The 26,456-nt window shown below is 67.8% G+C and carries 23 protein-coding genes and 2 pseudogenes; 13 read left to right on the forward strand and 12 right to left on the reverse strand.

Annotated elements, in window-relative coordinates; all coding sequences use genetic code 11:
* Positions 1–30: 30 nt before the first annotated feature.
* On the forward strand, positions 31–1,638 hold the full coding sequence (locus AC3RKB_RS02500; RefSeq protein ID WP_491434398.1) for an N-6 DNA methylase: 1,608 nt from the start codon (positions 31–33) through the stop codon (positions 1,636–1,638).
* Here AC3RKB_RS02500 and AC3RKB_RS02505 read toward each other — a convergent pair whose 3' ends face one another.
* Positions 1,639–2,451, reverse strand: a complete 813-nt coding sequence (locus AC3RKB_RS02505) for a hypothetical protein (RefSeq protein WP_491434399.1) — start codon at positions 2,449–2,451, stop codon at positions 1,639–1,641. It abuts the gene before it with no gap.
* A 1,253-nt stretch (positions 2,452–3,704) separates the two neighbouring features.
* Between AC3RKB_RS02505 and AC3RKB_RS02510 the strand changes: the two genes are divergently transcribed.
* Positions 3,705–5,096: a hypothetical protein gene (locus tag AC3RKB_RS02510; protein ID WP_491434400.1), complete on the forward strand. Its 1,392-nt coding sequence runs from the start codon at positions 3,705–3,707 to the stop codon at positions 5,094–5,096.
* Positions 5,090–5,650: a hypothetical protein gene (locus AC3RKB_RS02515; RefSeq protein ID WP_491434401.1), complete on the forward strand. Its 561-nt coding sequence runs from the start codon at positions 5,090–5,092 to the stop codon at positions 5,648–5,650. Before AC3RKB_RS02510 ends, AC3RKB_RS02515 begins: the two co-directional genes overlap by 7 nt.
* Positions 5,651–6,099: 449 nt before the next feature.
* Here AC3RKB_RS02515 and AC3RKB_RS02520 read toward each other — a convergent pair.
* From AC3RKB_RS02520 to AC3RKB_RS02530, 3 genes and pseudogenes are all read right to left on the reverse strand, one after another.
* Positions 6,100–6,626 (reverse strand): annotated as a pseudogene (locus AC3RKB_RS02520) (RtcB family protein); the annotation flags it as partial.
* 103 nt (positions 6,627–6,729) lie between these two features.
* Positions 6,730–7,659, reverse strand: coding sequence for an HNH endonuclease (locus AC3RKB_RS02525; RefSeq protein WP_491434402.1), 930 nt, complete (start codon positions 7,657–7,659; stop codon positions 6,730–6,732).
* A gap of 619 nt (positions 7,660–8,278) precedes the next feature.
* The gene (locus tag AC3RKB_RS02530; RefSeq protein ID WP_491434403.1) at positions 8,279–9,037 is read right to left on the reverse strand and encodes a hypothetical protein; all 759 of its coding nucleotides are present in this window, start codon (positions 9,035–9,037) and stop codon (positions 8,279–8,281) included.
* 224 nt (positions 9,038–9,261) lie between these two features.
* Between AC3RKB_RS02530 and AC3RKB_RS02535 the strand changes: the two genes are divergently transcribed.
* Positions 9,262–10,050: a nuclease-related domain-containing protein gene (locus AC3RKB_RS02535; RefSeq protein ID WP_491434404.1), complete on the forward strand. Its 789-nt coding sequence runs from the start codon at positions 9,262–9,264 to the stop codon at positions 10,048–10,050.
* Between the two features lie 197 nt (positions 10,051–10,247).
* Complete coding sequence (locus AC3RKB_RS02540; protein WP_491434405.1) at positions 10,248–11,498, forward strand: ATP-binding protein; 1,251 nt, start codon at positions 10,248–10,250, stop codon at positions 11,496–11,498.
* A 6-nt stretch (positions 11,499–11,504) separates the two neighbouring features.
* Here the strand turns inward: AC3RKB_RS02540 and AC3RKB_RS02545 are convergent, their stop codons facing one another.
* Entirely contained in the window at positions 11,505–12,260 is a 756-nt protein-coding gene (locus AC3RKB_RS02545) for a hypothetical protein (RefSeq protein ID WP_491434406.1), read from the reverse strand.
* Positions 12,261–12,395: 135 nt separating this feature from the next.
* Between AC3RKB_RS02545 and AC3RKB_RS02550 the strand changes: the two genes are divergently transcribed.
* Positions 12,396–13,220 carry a nuclease-related domain-containing protein gene (locus AC3RKB_RS02550; protein WP_491434407.1) on the forward strand — a complete coding sequence of 275 codons (825 nt, stop codon included), beginning with the start codon at positions 12,396–12,398 and terminating at the stop codon, positions 13,218–13,220.
* Between the two features lie 614 nt (positions 13,221–13,834).
* Complete coding sequence (locus AC3RKB_RS02555; protein WP_491434408.1) at positions 13,835–15,148, forward strand: LVIVD repeat-containing protein; 1,314 nt, start codon at positions 13,835–13,837, stop codon at positions 15,146–15,148.
* Positions 15,149–15,472: 324 nt separating this feature from the next.
* Here the strand turns inward: AC3RKB_RS02555 and AC3RKB_RS02560 are convergent, their stop codons facing one another.
* Together AC3RKB_RS02560 and AC3RKB_RS02565 are read right to left on the reverse strand one after the other, a co-directional pair.
* On the reverse strand, positions 15,473–15,691 hold the full coding sequence (locus tag AC3RKB_RS02560) for a hypothetical protein (protein WP_491434409.1): 219 nt from the start codon (positions 15,689–15,691) through the stop codon (positions 15,473–15,475).
* A 292-nt stretch (positions 15,692–15,983) separates the two neighbouring features.
* Positions 15,984–16,478, reverse strand: coding sequence for a hypothetical protein (locus AC3RKB_RS02565; RefSeq protein ID WP_491434410.1), 495 nt, complete (start codon positions 16,476–16,478; stop codon positions 15,984–15,986).
* Between the two features lie 164 nt (positions 16,479–16,642).
* Between AC3RKB_RS02565 and AC3RKB_RS02570 the strand changes: the two genes are divergently transcribed.
* Together AC3RKB_RS02570 and AC3RKB_RS02575 are read left to right on the forward strand one after the other, a co-directional pair.
* Positions 16,643–17,143 carry a helix-turn-helix domain-containing protein gene (locus AC3RKB_RS02570; protein WP_491434411.1) on the forward strand — a complete coding sequence of 167 codons (501 nt, stop codon included), beginning with the start codon at positions 16,643–16,645 and terminating at the stop codon, positions 17,141–17,143.
* On the forward strand, positions 17,140–17,466 hold the full coding sequence (locus AC3RKB_RS02575; RefSeq protein ID WP_491434412.1) for a HepT-like ribonuclease domain-containing protein: 327 nt from the start codon (positions 17,140–17,142) through the stop codon (positions 17,464–17,466). The genes AC3RKB_RS02570 and AC3RKB_RS02575 overlap by 4 nt, the downstream gene beginning before the upstream one ends.
* A 30-nt stretch (positions 17,467–17,496) precedes the next feature.
* Here AC3RKB_RS02575 and AC3RKB_RS02580 read toward each other — a convergent pair whose 3' ends face one another.
* Positions 17,497–17,811: a hypothetical protein gene (locus tag AC3RKB_RS02580; protein WP_491434413.1), complete on the reverse strand. Its 315-nt coding sequence runs from the start codon at positions 17,809–17,811 to the stop codon at positions 17,497–17,499.
* A 442-nt stretch (positions 17,812–18,253) separates the two neighbouring features.
* Between AC3RKB_RS02580 and AC3RKB_RS02585 the strand changes: the two are divergent.
* From AC3RKB_RS02585 to AC3RKB_RS02595, 3 genes and pseudogenes are all read left to right on the forward strand, one after another.
* Positions 18,254–19,246, forward strand: a pseudogene (locus AC3RKB_RS02585) (DUF222 domain-containing protein); the annotation flags it as partial.
* Positions 19,247–19,263: 17 nt separating this feature from the next.
* On the forward strand, positions 19,264–19,527 hold the full coding sequence (locus AC3RKB_RS02590) for an HNH endonuclease (protein ID WP_491436736.1): 264 nt from the start codon (positions 19,264–19,266) through the stop codon (positions 19,525–19,527).
* Between the two features lie 554 nt (positions 19,528–20,081).
* Positions 20,082–20,429 (forward strand): hypothetical protein, encoded by a 348-nt coding sequence (locus AC3RKB_RS02595; RefSeq protein WP_491434414.1) that lies wholly within the window; start codon positions 20,082–20,084, stop codon positions 20,427–20,429.
* Between the two features lie 227 nt (positions 20,430–20,656).
* Here AC3RKB_RS02595 and AC3RKB_RS02600 read toward each other — a convergent pair whose 3' ends face one another.
* The 4 genes from AC3RKB_RS02600 to AC3RKB_RS02615 form a co-directional block, all read right to left on the reverse strand.
* A complete protein-coding gene (locus AC3RKB_RS02600) occupies positions 20,657–20,881 on the reverse strand; it encodes a hypothetical protein (protein WP_491434415.1) in 225 nt (74 codons plus the stop codon).
* Between the two features lie 126 nt (positions 20,882–21,007).
* Positions 21,008–21,271, reverse strand: coding sequence for a DUF429 domain-containing protein (locus tag AC3RKB_RS02605; RefSeq protein ID WP_491434416.1), 264 nt, complete (start codon positions 21,269–21,271; stop codon positions 21,008–21,010).
* Positions 21,272–21,685: 414 nt separating this feature from the next.
* Entirely contained in the window at positions 21,686–23,047 is a 1,362-nt protein-coding gene (locus AC3RKB_RS02610; protein ID WP_491434417.1) for a hypothetical protein, read from the reverse strand.
* 160 nt (positions 23,048–23,207) lie between these two features.
* Positions 23,208–24,569: a hypothetical protein gene (locus AC3RKB_RS02615; protein ID WP_491434418.1), complete on the reverse strand. Its 1,362-nt coding sequence runs from the start codon at positions 24,567–24,569 to the stop codon at positions 23,208–23,210.
* Positions 24,570–24,826: 257 nt separating this feature from the next.
* Between AC3RKB_RS02615 and AC3RKB_RS02620 the strand changes: the two genes are divergently transcribed.
* Positions 24,827–26,230, forward strand: a complete 1,404-nt coding sequence (locus AC3RKB_RS02620) for an HNH endonuclease signature motif containing protein (RefSeq protein ID WP_491434419.1) — start codon at positions 24,827–24,829, stop codon at positions 26,228–26,230.
* The last annotated feature ends 226 nt before the right edge of the window (positions 26,231–26,456 follow it).

A 26,456-nucleotide genomic window follows, 5' to 3' on the forward strand; every position in this document is an offset into this window, starting at 1 on the left:
GTGTGTTCGGGCCGAGAAGGAGCGAGGCCAATGAGCACCCTGCTTGACCGCCCCACCGACGCCGAGCACACCACCACGACCGGGCGTATCCCAGCCGGTGGTTCTGGCGTGATTACGGGACGCGTCACTGCGGCGATCAAGTCGCTCAACGCTCCGGGCAGGTCTAGGATGCAGCGCAACTGGCTAGGTGCGGTGGCTCGCCTGGTCTCAGACATGCGTCCTGACTTGTCGGTTCAACTCGCAGAGCATCTCGGTGTCGAAGCGGCCGAGACTAGCCCGCTCAGCGGGATGAGCATCGGCGAGATCGGCGTCGTCTATGAGGCCCTCGTGGCGCTGTCGGATCACCGGAGCAGACGCGAGAAGGGCCAGTACTTCACTCCCGATGACGTCGCCGCCTTCATGGCATCTCAGGCCAGCCGGTTCCAGCAGGGCACGTGGCTCGACCCCTGCTGCGGCGTCGGGAACCTCTCCTTCCACCTCGCCAACGCTATGGAGGACGCGGGCCGGTTTGTGGCGGAGCATCTGACGCTCGTAGATCTCGATCCGGTCGCGCTCAAAACGGCGATCGCATTGTTGATCGCCAACTTCGCAGCCCACGAGGACATCAATGCGCTTCCCGCTCTAGTGTCACGATCGCAGGTCCGCGACTTCCTCAGTCCGGGAGATTTGCCCGCGCACGACTATGCGATCGTCAACCCTCCGTACGCACGAACCGCCCGCATCGCACGATTCGACACCGCAGACTCTTGCGAACTCTATGTTTACTTTCTGGAGCGTGTGGCCAACGAGTCCAAGGGGTTCATTGCCATCACTCCTGCCGCGCACTTGGGTGGTGCGAAGTATGCATCCCTGCGCCAGATTCTCGAGGGCCTCACGGGTGGCGACGTACTGGTCTTTGACAACGTCCCGGACACGTGCTTCCGTGGCTACAAGTACGGCTCGACGAACAGTTCTAAGACCAACTTCGTCCGGGCGGCAATCACGGTTTCTGCTCCTGGCGACGAGGGCTGGTCGGTGACTCCGATCCTGCGCTGGGCGGCACGCTCACGTAAGCGCATGTGGGCAGATGCTCGCAAGATGCTGATGACCCTCCGTCGGGGCCCCGCCGGCGAGTGGGCGAAAGTAATGCCTGGCACCGAGCAGGTCTGGGACACATTGGCAGGAAGCGAAACTCGGCTCAAGGATCTGGTGACGCGCACACGAACGGTCTACCAGCTCCACGTCGCATCAACGCCGCGCTACTACGTCTCGGCGACTAAGCGAGATCTGGACCGGGGCTCCAAGCACGTCCTGTACTTCGAGACCAAGGCGGACATGGAGAAGGCCTACGTCTTGCTGAACAGTTCTCTGCCGTACTGGTGGTGGCGCTGTATCGACGGTGGAATAACATTGCCGTTGCGCACCCTGCTTTCGACACCGGTTCCAAACTCCCTCAAGACAACGAGGGCGCTGGTCAAGACGCTGGAGGAGTCGGAAGAGGTGCACGTCGTGACGAAACTCAACGCCGGTCGGCAAAACGAGAACGTCCGGCGTCCGCGCGACCTGGTGCACAGCATCAACGTCATGCTCCTAGGCCATCTGGAGTATGACTTCGAGGCCGTCTATGCCTCAGACATGTTTGCGGCCAGCTCGGACTAGTTACAACCATTCGGCGCCGGGCAGGAGGTTCTCGAGCCCAAGTTCGTTGAACTGGTCCGGGCCGATAATGAGAACACTGGACTCCGCCGCCAGCAGATAATCGATGTTGTCGGGTTCAAGGCCGAGCAGTAGCACAGCGCGGTAGTCCCCAGCATCCGGTGCATTGTCACGATGAATACCGACATACTCCAGCACTTGCCCAATTCCGAGGCGGGCTTGCTGACGGCGGTTGGTCTCATTTGCGCTCTTGACTTCTACGACCACAATTGTCTCGTTGAACTCCCACGCTAGGTCAAACGCGGGTTCGGAGGCCTTGGGGGAACGCGGGTCAACGCCGAGGGATCTTACGTACCGTGCCAGAGCCTCCTCCAGGCCCTGGTGTGCGCGAGTCGATTCGTCGAGTTTGTCCCAGTTCTGGACGAGCTCAATCGGCTCAGCGGTGATGACGCTGGTCCTGGGCTCATACGGCACACCGAGCTCTTCGGGTGCATCCGGTTGTGGCACGGTGAAGCCGGACAGGCGCTCGATCGCCTCAAGCAATCGGTTCAGGCCCGTGAGCGTGACTGTCGCCCCGCCGCCCGATGGCGTGTGCCTCGAGTCGCACTTGTCATCCCAGGTGAGCCCGGCTTTGAGGACCACACGCTCGGCGCGTTCGGGCATCTGGCCATCGTCCGACACGCCAGCTCGCTGGGTGGCGGCGGTAAAGAGCTCCTTGGGAACGGAGCTCCCAACATACAAGGGGAAGTCGAAGCCGAGCGTCTGGCTAAGGCGCTTCAGGGCGTCCTTCTTTGTCTTTGACGGCACGAAGGTCATTGCTCTCCCTACGGAAGTGGACACCAAGATTCTGCCGGCGGGCGCTGACGTCGGCTATGAGCCGCGCGGGATGCCAGTAGTTCGATGTGCGGATGTCACTGGCGGGTGTAGCGGCCGAGCGAAGGGTCGGCAGGGTGGCTCGAAAGTGCATGCTCTTCAGACCGAAGCGGCGCCACGGACTGGGCCACGCCACCGCACGAAAGCTCGGCGGTCGACGGCGGCGGGCTCCCACGATTCTCCGTCGCGCAGAGGTGGCTACGGATGCAACCCGACGGGCGAGCACTCACTTCACCACGGACACGCGCCGCCGGCGTGAGCCCCGTCTCACGCGACGCTGGATGCGCAGTTGCGCCGCGCGGTTTGAGCGGGTGGTCCAGCATTGGCGGGACCTGTAGCCAGCACACTGTAGGATCTTCTGTGTCGTGATGTCCGATACGTGGTCGGACATCACGACACTTTCTTGAACACGGCGCCCGGCGCCGCCTCTTCAGTGGATGCGGGCGCGACCCGCCTACAGCGAGTCGCAGGGCACCTTGCCATGGTGGCTGAACGGCGGGCCTCTCCGTGAGCGCGCCCCAGTCGCCGTCCGCCGCTGAACTTGCTCCCGTCCACCCGAGTGCCGGAGGGTCTGCTCTGCGTAGGGCACCGGCGTCGCAATGAATGCGACGTGAAAGGCAACATCGCCGGCGATCGAGCACGTTCATGCCGAGCCGGACTACGTGGAACGCCTTTAGGACCCGCGACCGCGTCGGGCAACCATCCGGGGTCGCTTTCCCGTGCCCATCTAGATCCACCGCGGAATGCTGTGTGGCCGGGGCGAATCCAGGGCGGCGTCTGCCGAAGCCATCCCACGTACGCGGTGCGAGATCGACAAACTAGGACGTCAAGCCTCTTCGCGGGGACCCGTTCGGTGTCGCGGGTCTGGTCGACCACCGTGATGACGGCCCGGTCGGCCTCACGACGTGACGGCTCCAGATGTGCTCGTCCATACGCAACGTGATCACGCTCCGCGCAGTCGGTCGGCGTCTGAGCGGAGCTCGTCGGCGTGCGCTTGGACGGCGCACCGGCGCGTGTGCCACCCGACTCGGAGACGGCTGTCCAGCACGGGGGCGGTGGGTAGTCAGTGCGAAGCATGCCCGTCGCCCACGCGGGCTTAGCATGGTTGTCGCGCTCCTGCACTGTCCGAGCAATTCAACTATGCATTCCAAACGCCCACGCCGAGGCAGCCGCATTTCTAGAGGACTAGGGAAACAGTGGAACAGCAATTCGAACCAGAGTTCATACCGGCGGCCACCCTTTCGGAAGCGGTCACCCGCATTGGTGCTTTGACCGGTGCAACGCCGGAACGAACGAGAGGGGAGAAGCGAGCCCTGATGGCGCTGCGCGACGCTCTCGAGCTCGACATTCCCACCGTGGAAACCAATGCTGTCTTGGGCGCCAGGCTCGCTGACGCCCTGGGCATAGAGTGGCAACCGCGGGACTACGTCGACAAGACAATGGTCACGCTTGACGGAGTGAATGCGCTTCTTCACGGCGCGTACATTGCCTATCAGGAAGGCTCGCTCAAGGCTCTCGCGGTGAATGCGCCGGAGGGTCTCCGCGGTCCAGAGTGGGCAGACTTCCGACCGGCGGTATCCAAGATTGAAGCGGTCACACGGATTTCGGCGCTCACGAATTCCGGTCCCGAGTGGCTCGGCCCGGGCAGCAAGGAACACAAGAGCGTCCTCATCAATCTCGCCAAGAACCTGCTCCCCGAACTTGATCAGGGGGGCCTGAGTAAAACCCAGCTCGGTGAAGCCATAGCCCGCGAGCTCGGAGTCCCTTGGGGCGACGAATTCATCTCCACGGGCGAAACCATCCGGCTCACCGGACTGAATACAATCCTCGCGGGTGCGGAACGGCGGCTGGGGCGACTCGGAGATTCGTATGCAGAAGGCCTCACGCCCGAGGACGAAGGGGCCGCCCTCGTCGATGCGCTTAGGCAGAAGCTGCTTCGCAAAGATGAGATTGCCTGGGATGCTCGTGAAAAGACGACCTGGCTTAGGGATCAGGGAACTCGTCAGGAGAATCAGATGGAATGGGCGGGCTTCTATTTCGAGTACCGTGGCCGCGCCATTCTAAACAGTTCGTTCCGCCCGAATCCGTTTCCGCCAAGAGTCAAGTACGGGAACACCGTTTTCGACTACTCACTTAACCACGTCTGGGATCTGAAATCACACACATCCGAGAAATACCTGCCCATCTCACGCACGAGCCAAGGACCGGATCACGAGGTGCAACTCAATGATGCGGAGGCTGTGCGTGCCTGTATCAACGAGCAGGGCCTCGGTTTCCTGATCCTAAGCGGCCGAGGCATCGTTGACGAAGACGGCGCTTTCAAGACATGGCACGACGGATTCAAGCGGCGGCCGAGCGTGGCGAGCCTGAGCGGCAAGTCCCGTATGCGAAAGGCCTCGTTCGCCCCGCTCGTAATCGAGGCGTTCTGGATTCCAAACGCGCCGGCCCTCGACGCGGCGATACTCCGTGGAGCACTCAAGGCTACTCCGCAGGGACGCCAGCAGTCCGGCGCCGCACGACGCGACAAGTTTCACATGAGACTCGACACAGCGCGACCAATCGTGCAGGTAGCACAGAGATCATGGTGATGGCTGATCTCATGGCATATCCACGCTGGACTTACTACCCCAGGAATCAACGTCCGCCTGCTTGGGCGTCCGACCTTACGGCAGCGGTCGCTGCCATGCGCGCCCAGATCGACACCGAGCCGGTACTCGCCCAGGATGCAGACCGACTAACAAGTGACGTGGTTCTGAGCCACCTTCGATCGAGCCTCGAGGACCTCGGGTACACAGTCGAGTCAGGCAAGAAGTCTGATCAGAGGATCAAGCGCCCAGTGCTTTTCGGAGAGAATGGAACTGCATCAATAACATACGAAATCGACGCATTTCATGACGAGCATGGGATCGCTGTCGAAGTTGAGGCGGGCCGCGGTGCGTTCGGCAACGCCGACTATCGCGACATTATCAGAGCCTCACTATTGCTTGACGCGCGGCACATGGTCCTCATGCAGCCCCTGAATTACCGAACCGGCAAGGTCACAAAGTCGGCATACTCCAGCAGTCGCGACCTGTTCGACGCTATTTATGCCTCGCAGCGCCTCAAGCTGCCCTTCGATGGCGTGCTCCTGATCGGCTACTAAGGTAGAAGACTCGCGAGTGCCTTCCTCATTGCCTGCATGCCTTCGAGTGTGACGGTCGAGCCGCCTCCGGAGGTGCTACCTCGCGAGTCGTACGCGGGCGACCACCGGTGCCCCGCCTTTCGAATGAGCGCCTCGCAGATCTCCGGCATGCTTCCGCCCGGCAAACCCGTGCGCCTAGCAGCCACCATGAACACCTCGCTCGGAAGACTAGAACCGACTGACACTGACATCCGCTGCACCCCAAGCAAGTCACAGACGTCGTTCAGAACGTCCTGTTTTGTCTCACCGCCGTGGAAGCCATACGCACCGTTTCGAACGCTTGCGGCGCTCTCGGCTCGCGTCGTGCAGATATCGCACCATTCCATTTCCATCCCATGCATGCACTCGTCCACATGACCATTGTGTCGGCCACCGGTCGACGCGGCCGACACGTAGGGAGTGACCTGCACTGCTCCACTGTGCAGAGCATCCGTCTCGTCGAGCGAGATCTCGATGAAGTGATTGCCGCTGCCGAGCGACCCGAGCTGCAGCCGCCAGTTTCCGGCGTATCGGCCCGGATCGAACCCCTTCGCCTCGGCGAGCGACTCGAGCTCGGCGATGCGAGGCTCGGCGATCGCTACGACCTTTCGGTCGGCGTGACCGACAGCGGGATGGCCCGCTCGATCTGCTCGCGCACCGCCTTCCGGTCGGAGGGCAGGTCGGATGCCGCGAAATGCCTCTTCACGGCGATCATGCCGCGGCCGATGTCGACCCCGACCGCGGCCGGTATGATCACGCCGCGCGTCGGGATGACCGAGCCCACCGTGGCGCCGAGGCCCAGGTGCGCGTCGGGCATCAGCGCGACGTGCGGGTCGGTGAACGGCATCCTCGACGACGTGCGGGCCTGCTCGACGGTATTCTCGTCGATCAGGCTCGCCCACCAGACGAGCGGTGCGGCGAGCTTCTCCGCGTTCCTTTCCCGTCTGGTGCGGTCAATGGCAAGTCCGTGCGCTAGCGAGCTTTACGTCGCAGAGGTCAAGGCTCCATCCCACTCGCGCCGGAGACCTGACTGGCCGAAGGCGCAAGGCAGCAGACGTGTCTCAGAGGCTGAGTCGACGCTCGAGATACTCCGCCTTGGGCGGATCGTTCGAGGGAAGCTCAAGGCGACTGCCATCGAGGGGCAGCAGGATCGCCGCCAGGGCGCTATCGCGGGCAAGCCGGTCATGGATGACCTGCACTCGACTATCCCGTGTGATGGCGATGAATCCCAGGTCGAAGGCGCGATCCACGAGAGTTGAAAGGCAGATTCCGTTGCATGGGTCGAGCCGAATCTCCTCGTCGCTCGACCAAGGAACGATATGAGAGGCCACCAAGAACTCACGGCTGGTGATTCCAGTTATAGCGCAACGATAGCCGTAGTTGCGCTTTACGACCTCAGCGAAAGCTCGCTGCGCACTGCCTCGAGTCTTCGCCGATATGTATCGATCTGGCACAGAGAACTGGCCGTCTCGAATCGCTCGACTGAACGCCACGACTTGGTCGGCGTCGACAGGCGCGTTCTCGGCCAATGCATCGTTCGGCTCACCCTCGGAAGTGAGCACTGTCCCAATGTATGCGGCCGTGTCGTCGGGAACGCGCATTCGGCCCTGTGGTGCTGAACGCAGTCCATGCTGCATCAGCGCGCGGAGCGAAAGCGCTTCACGTTCCAGGGCCGAGAATGCGCGGTGTAGCCGGAGCCGCATCCATGTTCTATTCCGTCGTTCCTCGAAAGCCGCTGGGTTACCCCAGAACTCACGATCATCGATCACGCTCCCGAAGGGGATGCCGCGGTCCACGACGACGCATTCATGCGTCAGGGCGCTGATTGGCGCCGTCCCGTACAGGTAGATGTGGTCACCGATCTCGATTCCCGCGGACTTCGTCTCGCTCCAGTCGATCTCCCCGAGCTGAGCGAAGGCGGCGTCCGCCTTGAAAGTTGCGGAATTGGATGCGACGAGCCAACCAACACCGGTCAGGTCAGGATTGGTCATGTGTTGACGATAGCGAGTGAGCTAGAGTTCCGCTCACGATCTCAGTACGGCGTCGCCATGATCGCGCGGTTTGCACTCCGCACCTGCGAGCGCAGTGTCGACGGCCGATGATCCACCGGATGAAGACTCCAGCAGAAGCAGGACGCCGATGCCGACCATCGTGTCTCGTCACCGGATGCAACCGATCGAATGCAGTATCGGGTCGAGATGGCCGATCTAGTACGAGCGGGACTGATCCAACCTGGCGCGATGCTATGGGCTCGGTCCAAAGCGGTGGCTGGTCGCACCGCGGAGGTCAGCGAGGACGGCAGTCTCTGAGTAGACGGGACGCCATTCTCTACCCCGAGCGCAGCCGCCAAGGCCGTCACTGGCTCCCAGTCGGAAGCCGGCTGGTGGTTTCGGCTGGTGGATCCTCAGCAGAAGCGGACAATCGACGATCTCCGTGCCGCTTACCTCGCGGCCACCGACGGGGAGGAATCCGCACTGGACGAAACGCCCGACGAGTAGATTTTCGAGGCCCCATGCCCTCTCCGGCCAGTGCCCTCGGCGGCCGGGTAGACCATGCGGCAGTCGTGGGCCGGAACATTCGGTGGGAAGGAGCTCGGGTCACTGCCGATGCCTATGCGACGTCCTCGACGACTTCCGCGTCCACGAGGCCGTCGTCGACCAATCGGTGTCCCGGCTTCGTAAGCTCCAGACTCGCCAGGTGCTTCTGCAACCGCTTCGACATCGGCAGGAAGGTCGCGAGGGTGATTCCACCGGAGAGCACGGCTCCTACGACGGGAACGAGCTTTGCGACGCCGCCAGCAAAGAGCTGCTTTGTCAGCCGGATGCCGAGGTATGACGCGACCTTCTTGACAACGGGGTAGATGGTCCCCTTGGTAAGGGCCTGCTGCGGCAGCTTCTTGAGTACTTGCCCGGCGATCATAGCCGACACTCTCGACACTCCGGCTTGTGCCATCTGGACGCCGAACATCACGCCCACGAAGAGGGTGAGAATGCTCTCGGTTGCCTCATCGACTTCATCGCCGTCGTCGGCGAACAGGTCGGGCCAGCCGTAGATGTAGGCGAGCTTCTGGGCGATCCGAAGTACATGGCCGAAATATTGCACAAGGTCTGCCGGCACCGTGCCGATCATTGCGAACCCACCTGGTATGCCGGCAAGTGTGGAGATTCCCGTCACCTTGCTGGTTTCGAATGTGATGGAGGAGTTCGCGATCTCGGTGATCACCTCGAAAGGGACTCCGGCCGCGGCGGGGGTCTCAGCGACTGCACGTTCGATCTGTTCTTCGGAGCAATATCGCTTCAGCGCCGCGCGGAGAAAGCTTGCTCGATGGATCCGCACGCCGGGCAGCTTCGCTGAGGCATCCAGAACCACTGGCTGCATGGGATTCCGTAGTGCCATCGCACCCGGATGAGGCCGAGCTCTATGAGATCGCTGATGCTATCGGTCTCGCCGGCCTGCTCCGCGAGGCGACCAACCGGTCCCGGGCTGCGCAGGGCTGATTGCTCCCGCCCGTTCGCCCGGAGGCTCACCAAGATGATCGTGCCCGTCGACGCGGGGTGATCGAGCGGCCCTACCGCCGACCCAAGCGACGCAACGTGACCACTGATTCTCTCAGGCACCGCCGCCCCGCGACATCCGTCATCGCCGAATGCCTGCGCGTGCAGGCGACCGTGCCGCCGAACACCGCCGTGCAGCGGTTCTTCGGCATCTCGCCGCTCGGGCGCGAGGCCGAACCCTGGTACCTCGGAGCGCTCGGCGAGCTCGAGGTCGGGCAGCGGCTCGCCGGGCTCGGACCGGGATGGGTCGTGCTGCACTCGGTACCGATCGGTACCGGGTCGAGCGATCTCGACCATGTCGTGATCGGGCCGGGCGGGGTGTTCACGATCAACACCAAGCACCACCGCGGGCAGAACGTGTGGGTGGCCGCGAAGCGCATCCTCGTGAACGGGCAGCGCACCGACCACCTGCGCAACGCGACGTACGAGGCGACGCGCACGTCGAAGCTGCTCTCGGTCGCCGCGCGCATGCTCGTCGACGCGACGCCCATCGTCGCGATCGTCGGGGCCAAGCGGATGACGCTGCGCGAGCGCCCGACCGACGTGGTCGTGCTGCGCGAGCACGAGCTGGTGCGCTGGCTGCAGCGACATCCGGTCACCCTCACGCCCGAGCAGGTGCAGCACGTCGCCGCCGTCGCGGCGCAGCCGGCAGCATGGAAGCGGATGGCGGAGACCGACAGCGCCGATCACGCCGCGTTCGAGCGGCTGCACCGCGACATCGGGCGAGCGCGCCGCCGCCGCATGCTCTGGGCCGGGGCACTGCTCGCCGCGGTTTCGGTCGGCGCGTGGGGCGCCTACTCTGCCGCGATCGGCGCGATCACCGGCTGACTGACCAGCGCGCCGGGTGCGATGCCCGCCTACCGCAGCACACTCGCCATTCGCATTCACGATCTGACGGCTTCACGGCATCCGCGACGTCAGCGACAGCGAGACCGTGAGTCTAGAACTGCGAATCCGTGACTTTTGAGATGCGAATCCGTGAGTTTGACGCTGCGAATCCGTGACTCCTGGGCTAGCATCGCGCCATGGTCGAACTGCGGAAGCGTCACGTCGGCGGGTTCGCCGCCGAGGCGCTGGACACGTTCCCGGCCGTCGTGATCGAAGGCGCGCGCCAAGTTGGGAAGAGCACGCTCGCCGGCGAACTCGCGAGGGCGAAGCCGGCGACGATCGTCACCTTGGATGACGATGATGTGCGCGCCGCCGCGGTCGGCGACCCCGCGACGTTCGTCGCCCAGGCCGGGTCTGGGCTGCTCGCGATCGACGAGGTGCAACGAGCTCCCGGGCTGCTGCTCGCCATCAAGGCGGCGATCGATCGCGACCGACGCGCCGGCCGCTTCCTCCTCACCGGATCGAGCGACCTGCTTCGGATGCCAGGGGCGCCCGAGAGCCTCGCCGGTCGCGCGGTTACCGTGAGACTCGACGGTTTCAGCCAGGGTGAGATCGCCGGCCGAATCGACGACTTCGTCTCCCGGGTGTCTGTCGACCCGAACAGCCTGTCGGGATTCGGAACCGACGTCGACCGACGTGGCGTGGTCGATCGGATCGTCGTCGGCGGGTACCCCGAACTCCAGGCGCTGTCCCCGCGGATGCGTGATGCGTGGCTGGATGCCTATTCTGATCGGCTTCTCACGCGGGACTCGCGGGACCTCACTCGTGCATCCGATCCGGGCCGACTCGCCGCGCTGCTCCGCCTGGTCGGGGCCGGACAGGCGGGCGAGCTCGTCAAGTCTCGCCTTGCGCGGGATGCGGCGATGCCGGAGACCGCCGCAACGGTCGGCCTGGATCTCCTGCAGGCGCTGTTCCTCATCGGGCTGCTGCGCCCCTGGACACCGAACCTCACCAGCCGCGAGGTCGCGCGACCGAAGGCGTTCGTCACCGACTCGGCGCTCGCGGCGCGACTCGCACGGCTGACGGCGGACGCGCTTGCCCAGCCGACCGGCGCACCGCATCTCGGCGGGCAGCTCGAGGGATTCGTCGTGGCCGAACTCCAGAAGCAATCCCGTTGGGCGAGTCATCCGTTCGAGTTGTTCCACTTCCGCGACCGTGCCGGCCTCGAGGTCGATGTGGTCGCCGAACTCGACGACGGTCGGGTGATCGCGATCGAGGTCAAGTCCGGAGCGACTGCGAAGTCGGAGCACTTCACCGGCCTGAGGGGGCTGCGCGACCGTCTCGGCGAACGCTTCACCGCCGGCATCGTGCTGAACACCGCTCAACGCGTGGTCCCGTTCGGCGACCGCCTCTGGGCGGTCCCTGTGCCGGCGCTGTGGGAGCTCTGATCGAGCTCAGCCCAGCAGTTCGTTCAGAGCCGACCGCAGCGTGAACCGCATCTCTTCCGCGATCTGGCGCATGGCCGCCGGTACGGGCGAGTCGTCCTTCGCCGACCGGCCCAGTCGGCTGAAGAAGTCACCGACGCTGCTGCCGCGGGCGATCGCCCGATACGCGTCCGGGAGAGTGTCGACGTGGGCGCCGCCGTCGTGGTGTGCAAGCCACAGGACGACATCGCGGCGGGACGCCTCGGTGCCCTGATTGTCGAAGATCCTCGGGATCTGCCACCAGTATGTGAAGCCGACTCGGTGCGGACCCAACGGCACTTGGGAGAAAGCCGGCGCCCACGTCCCATCCGCCTCGCTTGGGATGACCGTGAGAAGCGAGCCGACCGGCGCGACGCCGAGCTCCTTCGCCAACCGCACGACCCGTGGTCCGCTCGGAATCGTGCCGTCCGCCCAGGGCAGGATCTGGGTTGCGCCCATGCGGGTGAGCAACCCGGTGCTGACGGTGGTGTCGTAGGCGAGGACCCGCACCGCGATCGCGAGTCGCTTCGCCTCCGCGTGCACGCCGGCATCGAAGCGGTCGCAGCTCGCGTCGATGAACCCGAGCTGATCGCGGAGGTGGTCGAGGTGTTCCTCGGAGAAGACCAGATCGGGCTTCATCCTGTGCCAGCGTCGGAGCCTGCGAAGCGCGTCCGGCGATTGAGAAGGAGCGATGGACGACACGGCGGGAGGCGATTCGCCGAGAATCCGCACCTGGTCTTCCGCCACTCTCTGACGCTAGTGGCGCGGGGCCTCGGATAACGCCTTCGCTGAGCTGACCAGCCACCCCTTTTCGGGGGATTCCCTCCGTTTGCTCCGCGCTGGAACGATCGAGCGACCTACCACCGACCCGAAAGCCCATCGATGACGCCATCGCCTGACCTGCACCCTGCTGGCGTAAGCGTCGGCGGTTCTCTGGGCAACCGCCGCCCCGCGACATCCGTCATCGCCGAGTGCCTGCGCGTGCAGGCGACCGCGCCGCCGAACAACGCCGTGCAGCGGTTCTTCGGCGTCTCGCCGCTCGGGCGCGAGGCCGAGCCCTGGTACCTCGGCGCGCTCGGCGAACTCGAGGTCGGGCGGCGGCTCGACGGGCTCGGGCCGGGGTGGGTCGTGCTGCACTCGGTACCGGTCGGGACCGGGTCGAGCGATCTCGACCATGTCGTGATCGGGCCGGGCGGGGTGTTCACGATCAACACCAAGCACCACCGCGGACAGAACGTGTGGGTGGGCGCGAAGCGCATCCTCGTGAACGGGCAGCCCACCGACCACCTGCGCAACGCGACGTACGAGGCGACGCGAACGTCGAAGCTGCTCTCGGTCGCCGCACGCCTGCCCGTCGACGTCACGCCGATCGTCGCGATCGTCGGGGCCAAGCGGATGACGCTGCGCGAGCGCCCGACCAACGTGGTCGCGCTGCGCGAGCACGAGCTGGTGCGCTGGCTGCAGCGACATCCGGTCACCCTCACCCCCGAGCAGGTGCAGCACGTCGCCGCCGTCGCGGCGCAGCCGGCGGCATGGACGCGGATGGCGGAGACCGACGCCGTCGATCACGCCGCGTTCGAGCGGCTGCACCGCGACATCGGAAGAGCGAGCCGCCGCCGCATGCTCTGGGCCGGGGCCCTGCTCGCCGCGCTCCCGGTCGGCGCGTGGGCCGCCTATTCTGCCGCGATCAGCGCGATCGCCGGCTGACCATCGCGCCGGACCGGATGCCGCGAAGCGCGCCAGCTCGTTGCCGAGCGGGCGCGAGCCGCGGCATCCGTCACCCCTCCCGCAGCGGGGCAGCCAGGGCGGGATCGACGAGGTGATGCTTCGGACCTCGGGTGAGCCGCCGGCACGGGATCGAGGACGAAGAGTCGCTGCAGGTGCTCGCGGTATCCGTCGACGGTTTGACGGGCAGGTTTGTCAGGCTCGCCGAGCGTCCGCTCCATCGAAACGTGAGCGTATTCGCCCGATCGGGTCGAGACCCGGAATCCACGATCTGCGGCGACCCACGCCGCACGCGCCCGCGAGGCGCTCGCCCCGATCGCGCGCGCCTGAAGCCTCCGACCGGGGGACGCGCGGTCGCGCCATCCCGACCGGGAATCGAAGGAATTCCGGAAGGGCTTGACGCGCGACATCCGCCGTCGAGAGGATGGGCGCGCTTGCGCCTTGCGCGCTCCACATCGCACTGGGCGGAGCTCTCGGTCGCGCCCGCGGCCGACATTCTGCAACGACGCGGAGGCCACACGATGAAGTCCCTTCGATTGATCTCAGTAGCAGGAACCGCCGCCCTCCTGGTCGCCACGGCGATCGCGAGCCCGGCCATGGCACATCCACCGGGTGACGAGGAGGAGACCCACGAGCACCCGATCTCGAACCCGGCTCCCGACACGTACAGTGAGGGCGCCAACCACCTCTTCAACGCCCCGCGCTCCAGCGCGGCCACGCAGTCCGACCTCGCGTTCCAGGGCGACTACGCGTTCGCCGGCAACTACAACGGCTTCCGGATCTTCGACATCGGCGACCCGGCGCACCCCGAGCTCGTGAAGGATGTCTGGTGCCCCGGCGCACAGAACGACATCTCGGTGTGGGGCGACGCGATCGTCCTCTCGGTCGACTCGGTCCGAAGCGACGACACCTGCAGCTCGACGGCCGTGCCGGCACCGTTCGCGACCGGCTGGGAGGGCGTGCGGGTCTTCAGCCTCGCGAAGGTGCTCGCCGAGCCGACCGACTCCGACGGCTTCACCCGGCTGGAGGCCGAGTCCAACGTCTACACGGACTGCGGCTCCCACACGCACACCGGCATCCCCGACGGCGACCGCGTGCTGCTGTACGTGTCGTCCTACCCGCTGCGAGGCGGTCCGAGCTGCGGCCCCGACAACCCGGCCGGCAAGGACCCGCTCCACAAGGTCATCTCGATCGTCGAGCTCCCGCTCGGCGACCTCGCCGGCACCAGCCTGCTCAAGACGGTGCCGATCGACGTGCCGACCTGGGACCTGCTGCCGCCACCGGCGTTCAACCCGATGCAGGGCTGCCACGACATCCAGGTGTATCCGAAGTACGACCTCGCCGGTGCCGCGTGCTCCAGCGTCGGCCAACTGTGGGACATCTCCGATCCGGAGAACCCCGACACCCTCAATCCCATCTGGGAGGTCGACGAGCCGGAGGTCGAGTTCTACCACTCCGCCATGTTCAGCAACAAGGCGGACACCGTGGTCTTCGGCGACGAGTCGATCAACCAGACGTGTGACGACGGCAGCGGCTCGGGTCAGCTGTGGTTCTACAACCGCATGACGGGCGCGAAGTACAGCAGCTTCCAGATCCCACGCGACCAGGACGGGGCCTACTGCTCGGCGCACCTGTTCTACCCGCTGCAGGGCGGCAACAAGCTGGTCTCGTCCTGGTACAACGGCGGCGTGACGGTCGTCGACTTCAGCGACCCGACCCAGCCCGAGGAGGTCGCGTTCTACGACCCCGCGCAGCAGGTCGAGGGCGAGGCCGGACTGTGGGCCGCCTACCCCTACAACGGGTACGTGTACAGCAACGGCCTGTACCGGGGCTTCGACAGCTACTTCATCCCGGAGGCCCGGGGCGACGGCAAGCACAAGACGCAGTTGAACCCGCAGACCCAGCAGTAACCTCGCAGGTTTCGCATCACGGATCCCCGGCGGGATGTTCCGCCGGGGATCCGCGCGTCGACCGCCGCGCCGGCCGAAGCCGGCCGCGAGCCGCGACATCCGTCACCCGCTGGGACCGCAGGTCAGTCGCCCTTCACGTTCACGATCTGCCGCCGCGCTCCCGGTCGGCGCGTGGGCCACGTCCTCTATCGCGATCGGCGCGATCGCTGCGACCACCGGCTGACCATCGCGCCGGGCGGGCCGGATGCCGCGAAGCACGAGTCGGCGGCTCGGAAACGTGGGTTCCAAGCCGCCGATGCGGGTGCTGAGATGCGTCAGGACGGCTCAGCCGCCGCAGATCCCGCGGGCGACCTCGTTCTTGGTCTGGCCGCCGACGGCCTTGACGACCTCGCCGACACCCGTGAAGCCGAGGGCGCCTTCGGTGTTGATGGTCTTGTGCACCTGGCCGAAGCAGGCGGCGTCGGCGGGCGCGGCGTGGGCGGCGCCGGCGAAGCCGAACGTGGCCAGACCGACGATGAACCCGGTGGCGAGAATGCGCTTCATTGGACTTCCCCTTCTGTCGGCGGGTGCGGAATCACCCGATACCTGTGCTTCACCTGTACTTCCGTTCGGAGAGGGGGTTCGGATGCACTTCGTCGAAGGAACGTTCTTGGCGACTGCGGATCCCTACTCGCCGACAGCGAGCGCGATTCGGCGGAGCCCGTCCGACGCGCCCTCGATGCCGGCCACGAGTTCCGGGTGTTCCTCGGGCTTCACCAGCATGGATCGAAGTCTCTGGCGGTCCTTCGGCGTGGGCCGCCGAACGCCGGCAGGGTGACGAGCGGCGACTCGTCACTCATCGGCTGAGTTCCGCGAGCAGCGACTCGGCCTGGCCGATCTCCCGGGGATCGTCGTGATCGAGGAGATCGGCGATGACGAAGCCGATCGGGATGCGGCCCGAATCATCGCGCGCGACGTCAGCGACATGAAGCCAGACGTTCGGGCGGTCGCTCTCGACGAGGAGGTACTCACGAACCACCTCGTCGATGGCAGACGGGGAGACATATCCCTCGGCGACACCGGATGCCGCCACCCCCGCGCGCGGGTCCGAAACCCCTGATCGCACCAGGCGAGGGTCGTCGAGCAGGTCGGATACATCGGCTGGGCTCGCACTCAAGGCCAGGCGCGGTGATCGCGCACGGACCCAGCTCCAGATTCGCTGCACATCGACGTCGCCTGCGCGGACCTGGCCGACCTTCTTCACGATCCTCCGGCGGACGACCGGATCGGGCACGTCGACCTCGCAACCGGAGAGGGCAGCCAGGAAGCTCCTGGCATTGGCGGCGGACATCGGCCGTGATGACGGTTTCGCGACAGCTCAGGCCTGCTCGGGGATGACCCATTGCGAGCCCACTCGATACGGGTTAAGCGGGCGTGTCGGACCGACGGCGATCACGCTGGCATGACCGGAAATATCGCCAATACGCTGTACGTACTATTCGCTATACTCTCTCCATGAGATCGGTCACGGCCGCGGAGTTGATCCGCGAAGCACGCACGGCTGCGGGCCTCACCCAGGCGCAGTTCGCCGAGCGTGCCGGCATCACGCAGAGCGTCGTCAGCGCGTACGAGAACGGCAGGCGTGAGCCCGCGTTCAGCACCCTCCGACGGCTCGTCGCGGCGGCCGGATGCACGCTCGAGGCCACCGTCGCGCCGGCAAAAGGCGGCCGACTCCTCGATGCGGTTCGGGCCCATGCGGCCGAGCTGCGCGACAAGCTCACGCCACTCGGAGCCGTCGACATCCGTGTCTTCGGCAGCGTCGCCCGAGGAGAGGAGACGACGACGAGTGATATCGATCTGCTCGTGGACCTTGCCGAGGGTGTCGGCCTCTTCGCGGTGCTGGAGATGCAGTCGGCCGCCGAGGCGACTCTCGGTCGGCCGGTCGACATCGTGCCTGCCTCGGGCCTCAAGCCCGACACCGTGGATCGGGTGATGCGGGAAGCGGTGCCGTTGTGACGCGCGGCGAGCTCGAGCGGCTGCTCGATATCGCCGTGGCCTGTGCAGCCATCGCCGACTATGTCGACCGAGACGACACCGACGGGGACCTCGTGTTCGATGCCATCCGCATTCGGCTGGTCGAGATCGGTGAAGCGGTGAAGGACCTCGACCCGGGTGCGCTCGCGACGGAACCCGGAATCCCCTGGGCCGACATCGCTCGAATGCGAGACGTGCTGACGCACCGATACTTCGACACAACGCACGCCATCGTCATGGCGACAGCGCGAAGCGACATCCCGCGCCTCGCCGCTGCGGTCGAGCGCCTGCGCGGTCACCGCTGACGCTTGAGCCCCGGCCAGAGCGCGTGCTGCTCAGGCATCGGCCGCGAGTCCGGCATCCGGCCCAAGCCGCCCGGCTGCCCCGCGACATCCGCCGCCACGCTCAGCCACCGCGACCGGACGCCGACGCCCGAGGGTCGCGCGTTCGCGCGCGATGCTCGGCGTGCGCTGACGGCGCACACGCCGCTCGCTGAGTCGTCGGTCGTCGACGGCGAGTTCGACCACCGCGGGCGGGCCGGGCAGCCTCGCTCGCGCGACATCCGCCGCCACCGTCAGCGGGCCGGGCAGCCTCGCTCCCGCGACATCCGCCACCACGGTCAGCCGCCCGTCGACCGACGCGACCGGCATCGGGTAGGAATCTCCGCCGCCCACGCGCCTTCCGCCGTCGTGTTGCTGAGCCCGAGCCCGCCGCGAGCCCGATGGATGCCGCGAGATCGTGGAGCCGGGACGTGAGCGAACGGCGCGAGCGTGAAGCGCGCCGACTCGGCGCGCCCGGTCGTTCGCCGCGGCATGGCCGATCGATTCGACTTGTCCTCCACAGGCGACTCTCTGCCCAAGTTTTCCACAGGGAATTTTCCTGACCAGGGTGTGATTTCGCCGCGACCCGAATGTGGGTGGGTCCGTGCAGGATGGAGCCATGGAACCGCTGCAGGCACTCGAACGCGATGTCGACGCGTTGCGTGCCGTGTGGAACGGCGCGATGCCGCCGTCGGGCGGGGCGATCAGCGGCGCGACTCGGGTCGGGGGCGCGGCGCACGTCGAGGGCGCGATCCCGGTCGAGGTCGCGCAGATGAGCGATGCCGGGCTGGTGCGCGTGACCGACGCGCTCGCGCAGGTGCGGCGAGACACCGAGGCGCTCCTCGCGCGCGTGGCCGCCGAGGTGGCGAAGCGGTCGAGCGCCGAGCGGGGCCAGTCGAGCCTCGCCCGGGCGCAGGGGTTCCACAACCCGGTGCGGCTGATCGCCGCCTCGACCGGGGCGTCCCGCAGCGACGCGGCGAAACTCATCGCGGTCGGCACCGCGACCGCCGAGCGGCAGACGTTCGGCGGTGATCTGCTGCCGTCGCGGCATCCGCACGTCGCCGCGGCGCTCGGGTCCGGCCGCATCGGCGTCGACGCGGCATCCGCGATCACCTCGATGCTCGACCGCGTGCGGTTGCGGGCCGATCCCGAGCTGGTCGACATCGCCGAAGCGGCCCTGGTCGATCTCGCCGGTCGGGCGTCGCTCGACCTGCTCATGCGCGGCGTCCGGGATGCCGAGGCCCGGCTCGACCGCGACGGGGTCGAACCGCGTGAAGAGCAGCTCCGCGGCGAGCGGTCGCTCACCATTCGCGAAGACGCCGCAGGCATGGTGCACGTGCATGCCCGCCTCGACCCCGAGAGCGCAGCGCCGATCAAGACCGCGATCGAGGCGATCGTGAGCGACGCCCTGCGCCGTCGCGAACCGATGGCGTCAGGCTCAGGTCCGGTCGTCGACGACCCGCGCTCGATTCCGCAGATCCAGGCCGACGCACTCGCCGCGATCGCGCGCCACTCCCTGGGGTGCGAACAGACACTCGCCCCGCTCGCGAAGGCCACCATCGTGGTGCGTCTCGACCACGAGACCCTCGTCGCAGGTCTCGGACACGCGCGCATCGACGGCCTCGGTCAACCGATCTCGGCAACCACGGCCCGGCGGATGTCGGCCGACGCCGAACTCATCCCCGCGGTCCTCGGCGGCGAAGGCGTCCCGCTCGATCTGGGCCGCTCGGCACGGCTCTTCAGCAGGGCCCAGCGACTCGCGCTCGCCGAGCGCGACGGCGGATGCGCCTCTGCGGCCAGAACATCGCCTACGTCGACGCCCACCACATCAGATGGTGGGAACGCGACGCCGGCCCGACCGACCTCTCGAACGGCGTCATGCTCTGCACCTTCTGCCACCACCGCATCCACCGCGAGGGTTGGGGCATCCGTGCGTCCCGAACCGAGGTGTGGTTCGTGCCACCGCCGCACGTCGACCCCGCACAGACACCCCGGCTCGGCGGGCGCGCCCGCTTCGCGCTGCCCGGACACCGGTCGGCCGCGTGAAGTCGGGACCGTCGCACGAACGACGCCGCTTCACGCTGCTGCGCGCGTCGGTCGGCGATGCCCGGGTCGAGCCGGAGGGTCGCGGCGAGACGGCGGCGCGTGCGGACGGTGCGATCTCAAGGCGAGGAAGACTGGCGGCTGGGTTGCCGTCTTGCGCGAACTCCACATCGGTCCGAACGTACGGTCGCCAAGTTCGCGGTGTGTCCCTGGATGAAAGTCCGAATTGGAGAGGTCACCCCACTTGGAGGGCCATCTCGCGCATTGCGAGGACACCGAAAACGTGCGATTCCTTCGTCCATCGGCCATTTTCCCGCCACCAGACTTCCTAATCTCCAAAGCGCGCTCAGCGGTGGGTCTCTTCATATGCGCGCTTCTATTGCCGCATCCTGGGTCCGCCGATATACATGAGCAGGTAGCTGTCGGCGCGCAGCGTCGACGACGATAGATAAGAACTCTGGGGGAGAGTCGAAATGAATCCTATCGCCGAGCACCAGTCGCCTGCTGAGGTACGAGAACCATCGACCCATTGGGGTTGGCTACGAAAGTTCGTAATCGTGTCCGCGACCGCAATCGCTCTCGTGTTCGCAGGCCCCTCGGTGGCGCATGCTAGTACCTTCAGCAACTCATACTCCGGCCAGGACTCGCTGACAACCTCAACGACGCTGCAGTACTCCACGCCGCACAGCAGCTTCAATCTTCGAATCTGGGTGACCAAGACGAACTGGAATTCGGGAAGCACCCTCTATTCGGTGAAGTTCTATGACAGTGCTGGCCGACTATTGTGGAGCGCGGCGGATCAGGCCGACCGAATCTATTACGTGGGTACAAACGTCACCAAGATCGTCATCCAGCGAAAGAACCTGGTCGCGTCGGCGGCGATTACTCATTGGCAAAAGGTCTGAGCGCGGCGGGCGGTGTTCACATTCTTGAACGCCGCCCGCAGCAATGACAACTGACTCCGCTGCGCACAATTTGAATGCGCGCCGCCCCGCGACATCCGCCATCGCCGAATGCCTGCGCGTGCAGGCGACCGTGCCGGGCCGGGCGCCCGACGCGCGGAGACGAGGTCGGCGGCTCGGACACCAGTTTCCGAGCCGCCGACGACGGTACTGAGCAGCGCCAGAACCGCTCAGTCGCAGATGCCCCGGGCGATCTCGTTCTTCATCTGGCCGCCGACGGCGGTGACGACGTCGCCGACGTTCGTGAATCCGAGGGCGCCGACGGTGTTGATGGTCTTGTGCACCTGGCCGAAGCAGGCAGCGTCGGCGGGCGCAGCGTTGGCGGCCCCGGCAACGCCGACGGCGCCGAACGTGGCGAACGCGGCGATGAATCCGGTGGCGAGAATGCGCTTCATTGGACTTCCCCTTCTGTCGGCGGGTGCGTATTCACCCGATACCTGTACTTCCCTGGGCGGGGCAGGATCGGATGCAGTCGTCGAGATTTTTTTCGCCGAACGGATGCTGCGTCCCGATCGCGATCGTCAGGGCGAGTCGAGGAGGGCGTCGAGCTCGGCCGACGGAAGCGCGATCCACCCCTCGCGATCCGCCCGGGCGCGCTCGGCCGGGGGGACGCCGTGGGTGCGGCCGACCGCGTGAGCCCGGGCGACCAGCGCCGCGATGACGGCGTCGAAGGCGTCATCCGATCGGATCATCTCGTCGGCCACGGCCCCGAGGTCGAGCCAGGCATGGCGTGCGCGGAGCAAGTCGAGCATCTCGGCGCGCACCGACGCCTCGGCGTCGTCCATCGCTGGCGCTGTTGCTCGACCCCGAGGCGGAGGAGCATTCCATCGCTGCCGAGCCTGGCGCCCGGCTGCTGGGACCCAGCATGCTCCCGTACGAGATCGCGAACGTGCTTCGACGACTCCAGAGCACGCGGCGACTCGCAGGCCACTGCCACGCTGATCACGCGCGACGCCCGGCTCGCGCGGGCCCCCGGCCTGCGCTGCACCGTCACGCTCTGCTCGTGACGCACGCCTCCGCCAACTCGGGAGAAAGGGAGACCGAGGATACCTTTCTCCCGGCTAGGCGAAGGAAACCATCGCGGCTGGCCGGGGACTCGTGGACGGCGCAGGTCGGATGCCATGCGTAGTACCTCGCGTAGGGCCGACGCACTCGGTCGCCGGTCCGCGACATCCTCAGCGCGGATGAGCCGCGCGAGCTCACGCGGTCGCAGCCCGGCCGCCCTGGCGCTCGACGGCCTGCGAACGGAACGCGTCGATGTCGCGGCGCGCGAGTTGAACGGATTCGCTCGCGAGGGACGCGGCCCGGCGGGCCAGGACGACGATCCGCTCTCGGTGGACGTCGTCGGTCACTGTGAACGTCGCCGCGGCGCCGCCGAGGAGGTGGCCGAGGTCGATCCGGATGCGCTCGGACTCGGCCAGCCTCGCCAGCGCCTCGCCGCCGATCCAGCCCGGGTGGGCGGCGATGGCGTCGCGGGCGACGTCGAGCTGGCGGTCCGCGGAACGGAGGGCGTGGCGCACTGGGTGGAGGTCGTGTTCGGCGCGGAGCGGGCGCGACGGGTACACGGGGTGACCGTCGTGCAGGTCGGGCGCATCGTGGACGGGATGCCTGGGCAGGGTCGAGCGCGGGGCCGGACGGGTCGCGCGCTCGCGGGACGCCGCGGTCGCGACATCCAGCGCCGCATGCGCCGCCCGCATTCGGGCGAGGTGGCCGACCGGATCGGTGTCGACGCCGGCCCGTGGGAGCGCGCCGAGCGCGGACTGCAGTTCGGCGATCGCCGTCGCGACGGCCGGGGAGCGAGGCGGCGCGAGCGCGAGGGCTGCGGCGAGATCCCGACGGGACTCCTCGGCCACCGCACCCAGCGCGGACTCCGCCTGCAGCGCCTCGACCTCGAAGGACTCCACGGCCTCGAGCAGCGTCGCGGCCCGGCGCACCGCCGCGACGGACGCCTCGAGCGCGACGCTCGCCTGGTCGCGCCGGCCGGCCTCGCGCCGCCGCTCGGCAACACCCACGCTGTGCTCGGCGAATCCGAGCAGCTGCTCGGCCTCCGCGGGGTTGGCCTCGACCTCGGCGAGCGCGTCCCGCGCATAGCGCGCGGCGAGGCGTTCGACGGTCCCGCGGGCACCTGGCACGTGCGCGCGGAGCAGTTCGACGTCGCCCCGCACGCCGGCGATGATCTCGGGTGCTCGACGCGCCCGTGCCATCCGGTCGGCGAGCGTGGACGACTGCGCATCGAGCGCGGCGTCGATCGATTCGCACACCTGGAGGACCTCCAGGTAGCGGGCCCGCACGTCATCCGCGGTGCCGGGCATCGCGTCGCGAGCGAGACGGTTCAGCCGGAACGCGTCGCCGAGAGACCGGCGCGCGGCGACGAGTGCCTCGGCCGCGTCGGCGGTCGCGTCGGAGCCGAGTTCCGCCTCGGCGAACCCGAACTCGTCGACCGCGAGGCGGATGCGCTCGTCGGCGGCGAGCAGCGCCGAGCCGGCCCGCTTCGCCAGGTCGGCGCCGTGGACCTCAGGTTCCTGCGCGCCGCGGTGGCGCCTGACCCAGAACCCGGCCATGCTCCATCGTACGATCGCCGCTCGGAGCACGCCATGGTGCGGAGGATCGGCGCAGCGACATCCGCTCGCCCGTGCTCGATCGTGCGATCGCCGCTCGAAGCCGCCGGGCGCGGAGGGCCGAGGCCGCGACATCCGGCCCGCGCCATCCGCTCGCCCGCCCTCAGTCGAAGATGCCGTCGAGGATGCTGCCGATGACGAGCCCGCCGAGGATGCCGCCCATCACGTCGGACCCGCCGCCGCGCCGGCCGCCGCCGCCCCAGCCCGGGCCGCCGGGGCCGCCCCACTGCCCGGGATCCTGCGGACGCGACGAGTCGATGTCGCGACGCGCGTAGTTCAGGGCCTCGGCGGCGAGGTACGCGATGCGGCGGGCCATCGCCATCGCGTGCTCGCGGTGGTCCTCGTCGATCATGGTGACCGTCGCCGCGGGCCCGCCGAGGAACTGGTCGAGGTCGAGGCGGATGCGCTCGGCCTCGGCGAGGCGGGTGCGGGCGTCGGCGCCGATCCAGCCGCGGTACCCGGCGATGAGGTCGCGGGCGACGGCGAGCTGGCGGTCGGCGTCGTCGATGGCGTGGTGCACGTGCTCGAGCGGCGGGATGGGGCGCGCCGCGCGCGCACGGGCGGCGGCGATCGCGGCATCCAGCCCGCCGTTCGCCTCGCGCAGCCGGTTCAGCTGGCCGAAGGGGTCGGCGTTGACGCCGGCGGCCGGCAGGGCGGCGAGCGCGGACTGGAGCTCGGCCATCGCCTGGGTCACGGCCGGCGACGGGGGCTCCTTGGCCGCGACGACGAGATCGCCGCGGGAGTCCTCGACGATCGCCGCGAGCGTCGACTCGGCCCGCAGCGCCTCGACCTCGAACGTCTCGACCGCGTCGAGCAGGGCCGCGGCGCGGCGCACCGCCTCGGTCGCCGCCTCGAGTGCGAGGTTCGCCTGCTCGCGCTGCCCGGCCTCGCGGCGACGCTCGGCCACGCCCACGCTGTGCTCGGCGAACCCGAGCAGCTGCTCCGCCTCGGCGGGGTTGGCCTGCACCTGGGCGAGGGCCTCCGGGGCGTAGCGGGCGGCGAGCCGGTCGACCGTATCGCGACCGTGCGGGATGCGGGCGCGCAGCAGCTCGATGTCGCCCCGCACGCCGGCGATGATCTCGGGAGCCCGCCTTGCCCGCGCGATCTTGTCGGCGAGGGCGGACGTGTGCTGGTCGAGCAGGTCCTCGGCCCACTCGCACAGCTGGATGATGCGCGCGTTGCGCGCGCGCAGCTCGTCGGCGGTGTCGGGGATGTGGTCGTAGTTGAGCTGGTTCAGCCGGAACGCCTCGCCCATGTGCACGCGCACCGCGGCGAGCGCCTCGCGCAGTCCGCGGGTCGCGTCGCGCCCGAGCTCGGCCTCGGCGAAGTCGAGCTCGTCGGTCGTGACGCGGATGCGCTCGTCGGCCGCGACGAGCGCCGCTCCCGCCCGCTTCGCCAGATCGGCGTCGGCGGCGTCGAGCTCCTGCTGTTCCTCGCGCTTGCGCTTGCCCCAGAACCCGGCCATGAGTCGATCCTATGGTCGGGGCTGTGAGCGCGCTGGAGGGCGGGCGAGAACGGATGGCGGCGCCGGGCCGCCGTGCTCGACGGCTGCGTTGCTGAGTGGGAGTCTTCGTCGCCCGTGCATCGCGGCGCCGGGCTGGTCGGGGTGGCGACTTGTCCTCCACAGGGGCGCCGCGGTCGGACTTATCCACAGGTGATTGGCCCGATCAGGGTTGGTTTCCTGCTCCTTCGAATGTCGGTGGCCTCGGGCAGGATGGAGCCATGAACCAGCCGCTGGGCCCCCTCGACCGAGACGTCGAGGTGCTGCGTGCGGCGTGGGCCGAGGCGCTGCCGGCGTTCGGCGCTGTTGCGGGCGCGACCCAAGTCGAGGTCGAGCAGATGAGCGACGCCGGGTTGGTCCGCGTGACCGATGCGCTCGCCGCCGTGCGGCGCGACGCCGAGGTACTCCTGGCTCGCGTCGCCGCAGAGGTGTCGGCGCGTTCGAACCGCGAGGCGCGCGAGTCAAGTCTTGCGAGGGTGCACGGCTTCGCCAACCCCGTGCGGCTGCTCGCCGCATCGACCGGGGCCTCGCGGGGCGATGCGGCGAAGCTGATCGCCGTCGGCGCCGCGACCGCCGAGCGACGGTCCTTCGGCGGCGAGCGGCTCCCGTCGAAGCATCCGCATGTCGCCGCGGCACTCGATTCCGCCCGCATCGGCGTCGACGCGGCGTCCGCGATCACCACGATGCTCGACCGGGTGCGGCTTCGCGCCGACCCGCGGCTGGCCGAGACGACCGAGGCGGTGCTGGTCGATCTCGCGGCGAAGGTGCCGCTCGAGCTGCTGATGCGCGGCATCCGCGAGGCCGAAGCCAGGCTCGACCGCGACGGAATCGAGCCCCGCGAGGAGGAGCTGCGCAGCGGAAGGTCGCTCACCCTGCGCGAAGACGGTGCGGGCATGCTGCACCTGCACGCACGCCTCGACCCCGAGAGTGCGGCCCCGGTCAAGGCCGCAATCGAGGCACTCGTGAGCGACGTGCTGCGCCGCCGGAGCCCCCGAGCCGGCGACACAGACGTCGACGCCGGTCCGGTCGTCGACGACCACCGTTCGATCCCGCAGATCCAGGCCGACGCGCTCGCCGCGATCGCGCGGCACGCGCTGGGTTGCACCGAGACGCTCGCGCCGCTCGCGAAGACGACCGTCGTCGTGCGCATGGCGCTCGAGAGCCTCGTCGACGGGCTCGGGCATGCGCGCATCGACGGCATCGTCCACCCGATCTCGGCGGCCACCGCCCGTCGCATGTCCGCCGACGCGCAGCTCATCCCTGCGGTGCTCGGCGGCGAGAGCGTTCCCCTCGACCTCGGGCGCACGGCTCGCCTGTTCAGCCGGTCGCAGCGCCTCGCGCTCGCCGAGCGCGACGGCGGTTGCGCCTCCTGCGGCCAAGACGTCGCCTACGTCGACGCCCACCACATACGGTGGTGGGAGCGCGACGCCGGCCCGACCGACCTGAGCAACGGCGTCATGCTCTGCGTCTTCTGCCACCACCGGATCCATCGCGAAGGATGGAGCATCCGCGCGAGCCGAAGCGAGGTGTGGTTCATCCCACCGCCCCATGTGGATGTCACGCAGACACCCCGGCTCGGCGGCCGCGCGCGCTTCGCGCTGCCGCGAACCGAGGCGGCGGCGTGAGCGCGGCCGCGTACTCGCGTCCCCATCCGTGAAGGCGGTGCGGCCCGACGGCGACGGCGGACATGGTCGAGTCGGCGACGTGAGCGCGGTCGCGTACGCGCGCCCGCACGCGTGAACATGGTGCGGCCCGACCGCGTCGGCGACGATGCCGAGTCGGCGTCCGGGCGCGGTGGGGGCAACCCGAGGTCCCGACCCCGCTCGTCGCCGTCGCAGCGACGGTGCCGCG

This window comes from Agromyces capsici, assembly GCF_058349965.1.

Coding starts and splice junctions, on each gene's coding strand:
- AC3RKB_RS02560 (WP_491434409.1), bottom strand. CDS start 15,691: ATGAAGCGCATTCTCGCCACCGGGTTCATCGTCGGTCTGGCCACGTTC.
- AC3RKB_RS02580 (WP_491434413.1), bottom strand. CDS start 17,811: ATGCCGGTCGCGTCGGTCGACGGGCGGCTGACCGTGGTGGCGGATGTC.
- AC3RKB_RS02525 (WP_491434402.1), bottom strand. CDS start 7,659: ATGACCAATCCTGACCTGACCGGTGTTGGTTGGCTCGTCGCATCCAAT.
- AC3RKB_RS02600 (WP_491434415.1), bottom strand. CDS start 20,881: ATGAAGCGCATTCTCGCCACCGGATTCATCGCCGCGTTCGCCACGTTC.
- AC3RKB_RS02610 (WP_491434417.1), bottom strand. CDS start 23,047: ATGGCCGGGTTCTGGGTCAGGCGCCACCGCGGCGCGCAGGAACCTGAG.
- AC3RKB_RS02620 (WP_491434419.1), top strand. CDS start 24,827: ATGAACCAGCCGCTGGGCCCCCTCGACCGAGACGTCGAGGTGCTGCGT.
- AC3RKB_RS02505 (WP_491434399.1), bottom strand. CDS start 2,451: ATGACCTTCGTGCCGTCAAAGACAAAGAAGGACGCCCTGAAGCGCCTT.
- AC3RKB_RS02570 (WP_491434411.1), top strand. CDS start 16,643: ATGAGATCGGTCACGGCCGCGGAGTTGATCCGCGAAGCACGCACGGCT.
- AC3RKB_RS02550 (WP_491434407.1), top strand. CDS start 12,396: ATGACGCCATCGCCTGACCTGCACCCTGCTGGCGTAAGCGTCGGCGGT.
- AC3RKB_RS02615 (WP_491434418.1), bottom strand. CDS start 24,569: ATGGCCGGGTTCTGGGGCAAGCGCAAGCGCGAGGAACAGCAGGAGCTC.
- AC3RKB_RS02555 (WP_491434408.1), top strand. CDS start 13,835: ATGGCACATCCACCGGGTGACGAGGAGGAGACCCACGAGCACCCGATC.
- AC3RKB_RS02540 (WP_491434405.1), top strand. CDS start 10,248: ATGGTCGAACTGCGGAAGCGTCACGTCGGCGGGTTCGCCGCCGAGGCG.
- AC3RKB_RS02515 (WP_491434401.1), top strand. CDS start 5,090: ATGGTGATGGCTGATCTCATGGCATATCCACGCTGGACTTACTACCCC.
- AC3RKB_RS02500 (WP_491434398.1), top strand. CDS start 31: ATGAGCACCCTGCTTGACCGCCCCACCGACGCCGAGCACACCACCACG.
- AC3RKB_RS02605 (WP_491434416.1), bottom strand. CDS start 21,271: ATGGACGACGCCGAGGCGTCGGTGCGCGCCGAGATGCTCGACTTGCTC.
- AC3RKB_RS02565 (WP_491434410.1), bottom strand. CDS start 16,478: ATGTCCGCCGCCAATGCCAGGAGCTTCCTGGCTGCCCTCTCCGGTTGC.
- AC3RKB_RS02590 (WP_491436736.1), top strand. CDS start 19,264: ATGCGCCTCTGCGGCCAGAACATCGCCTACGTCGACGCCCACCACATC.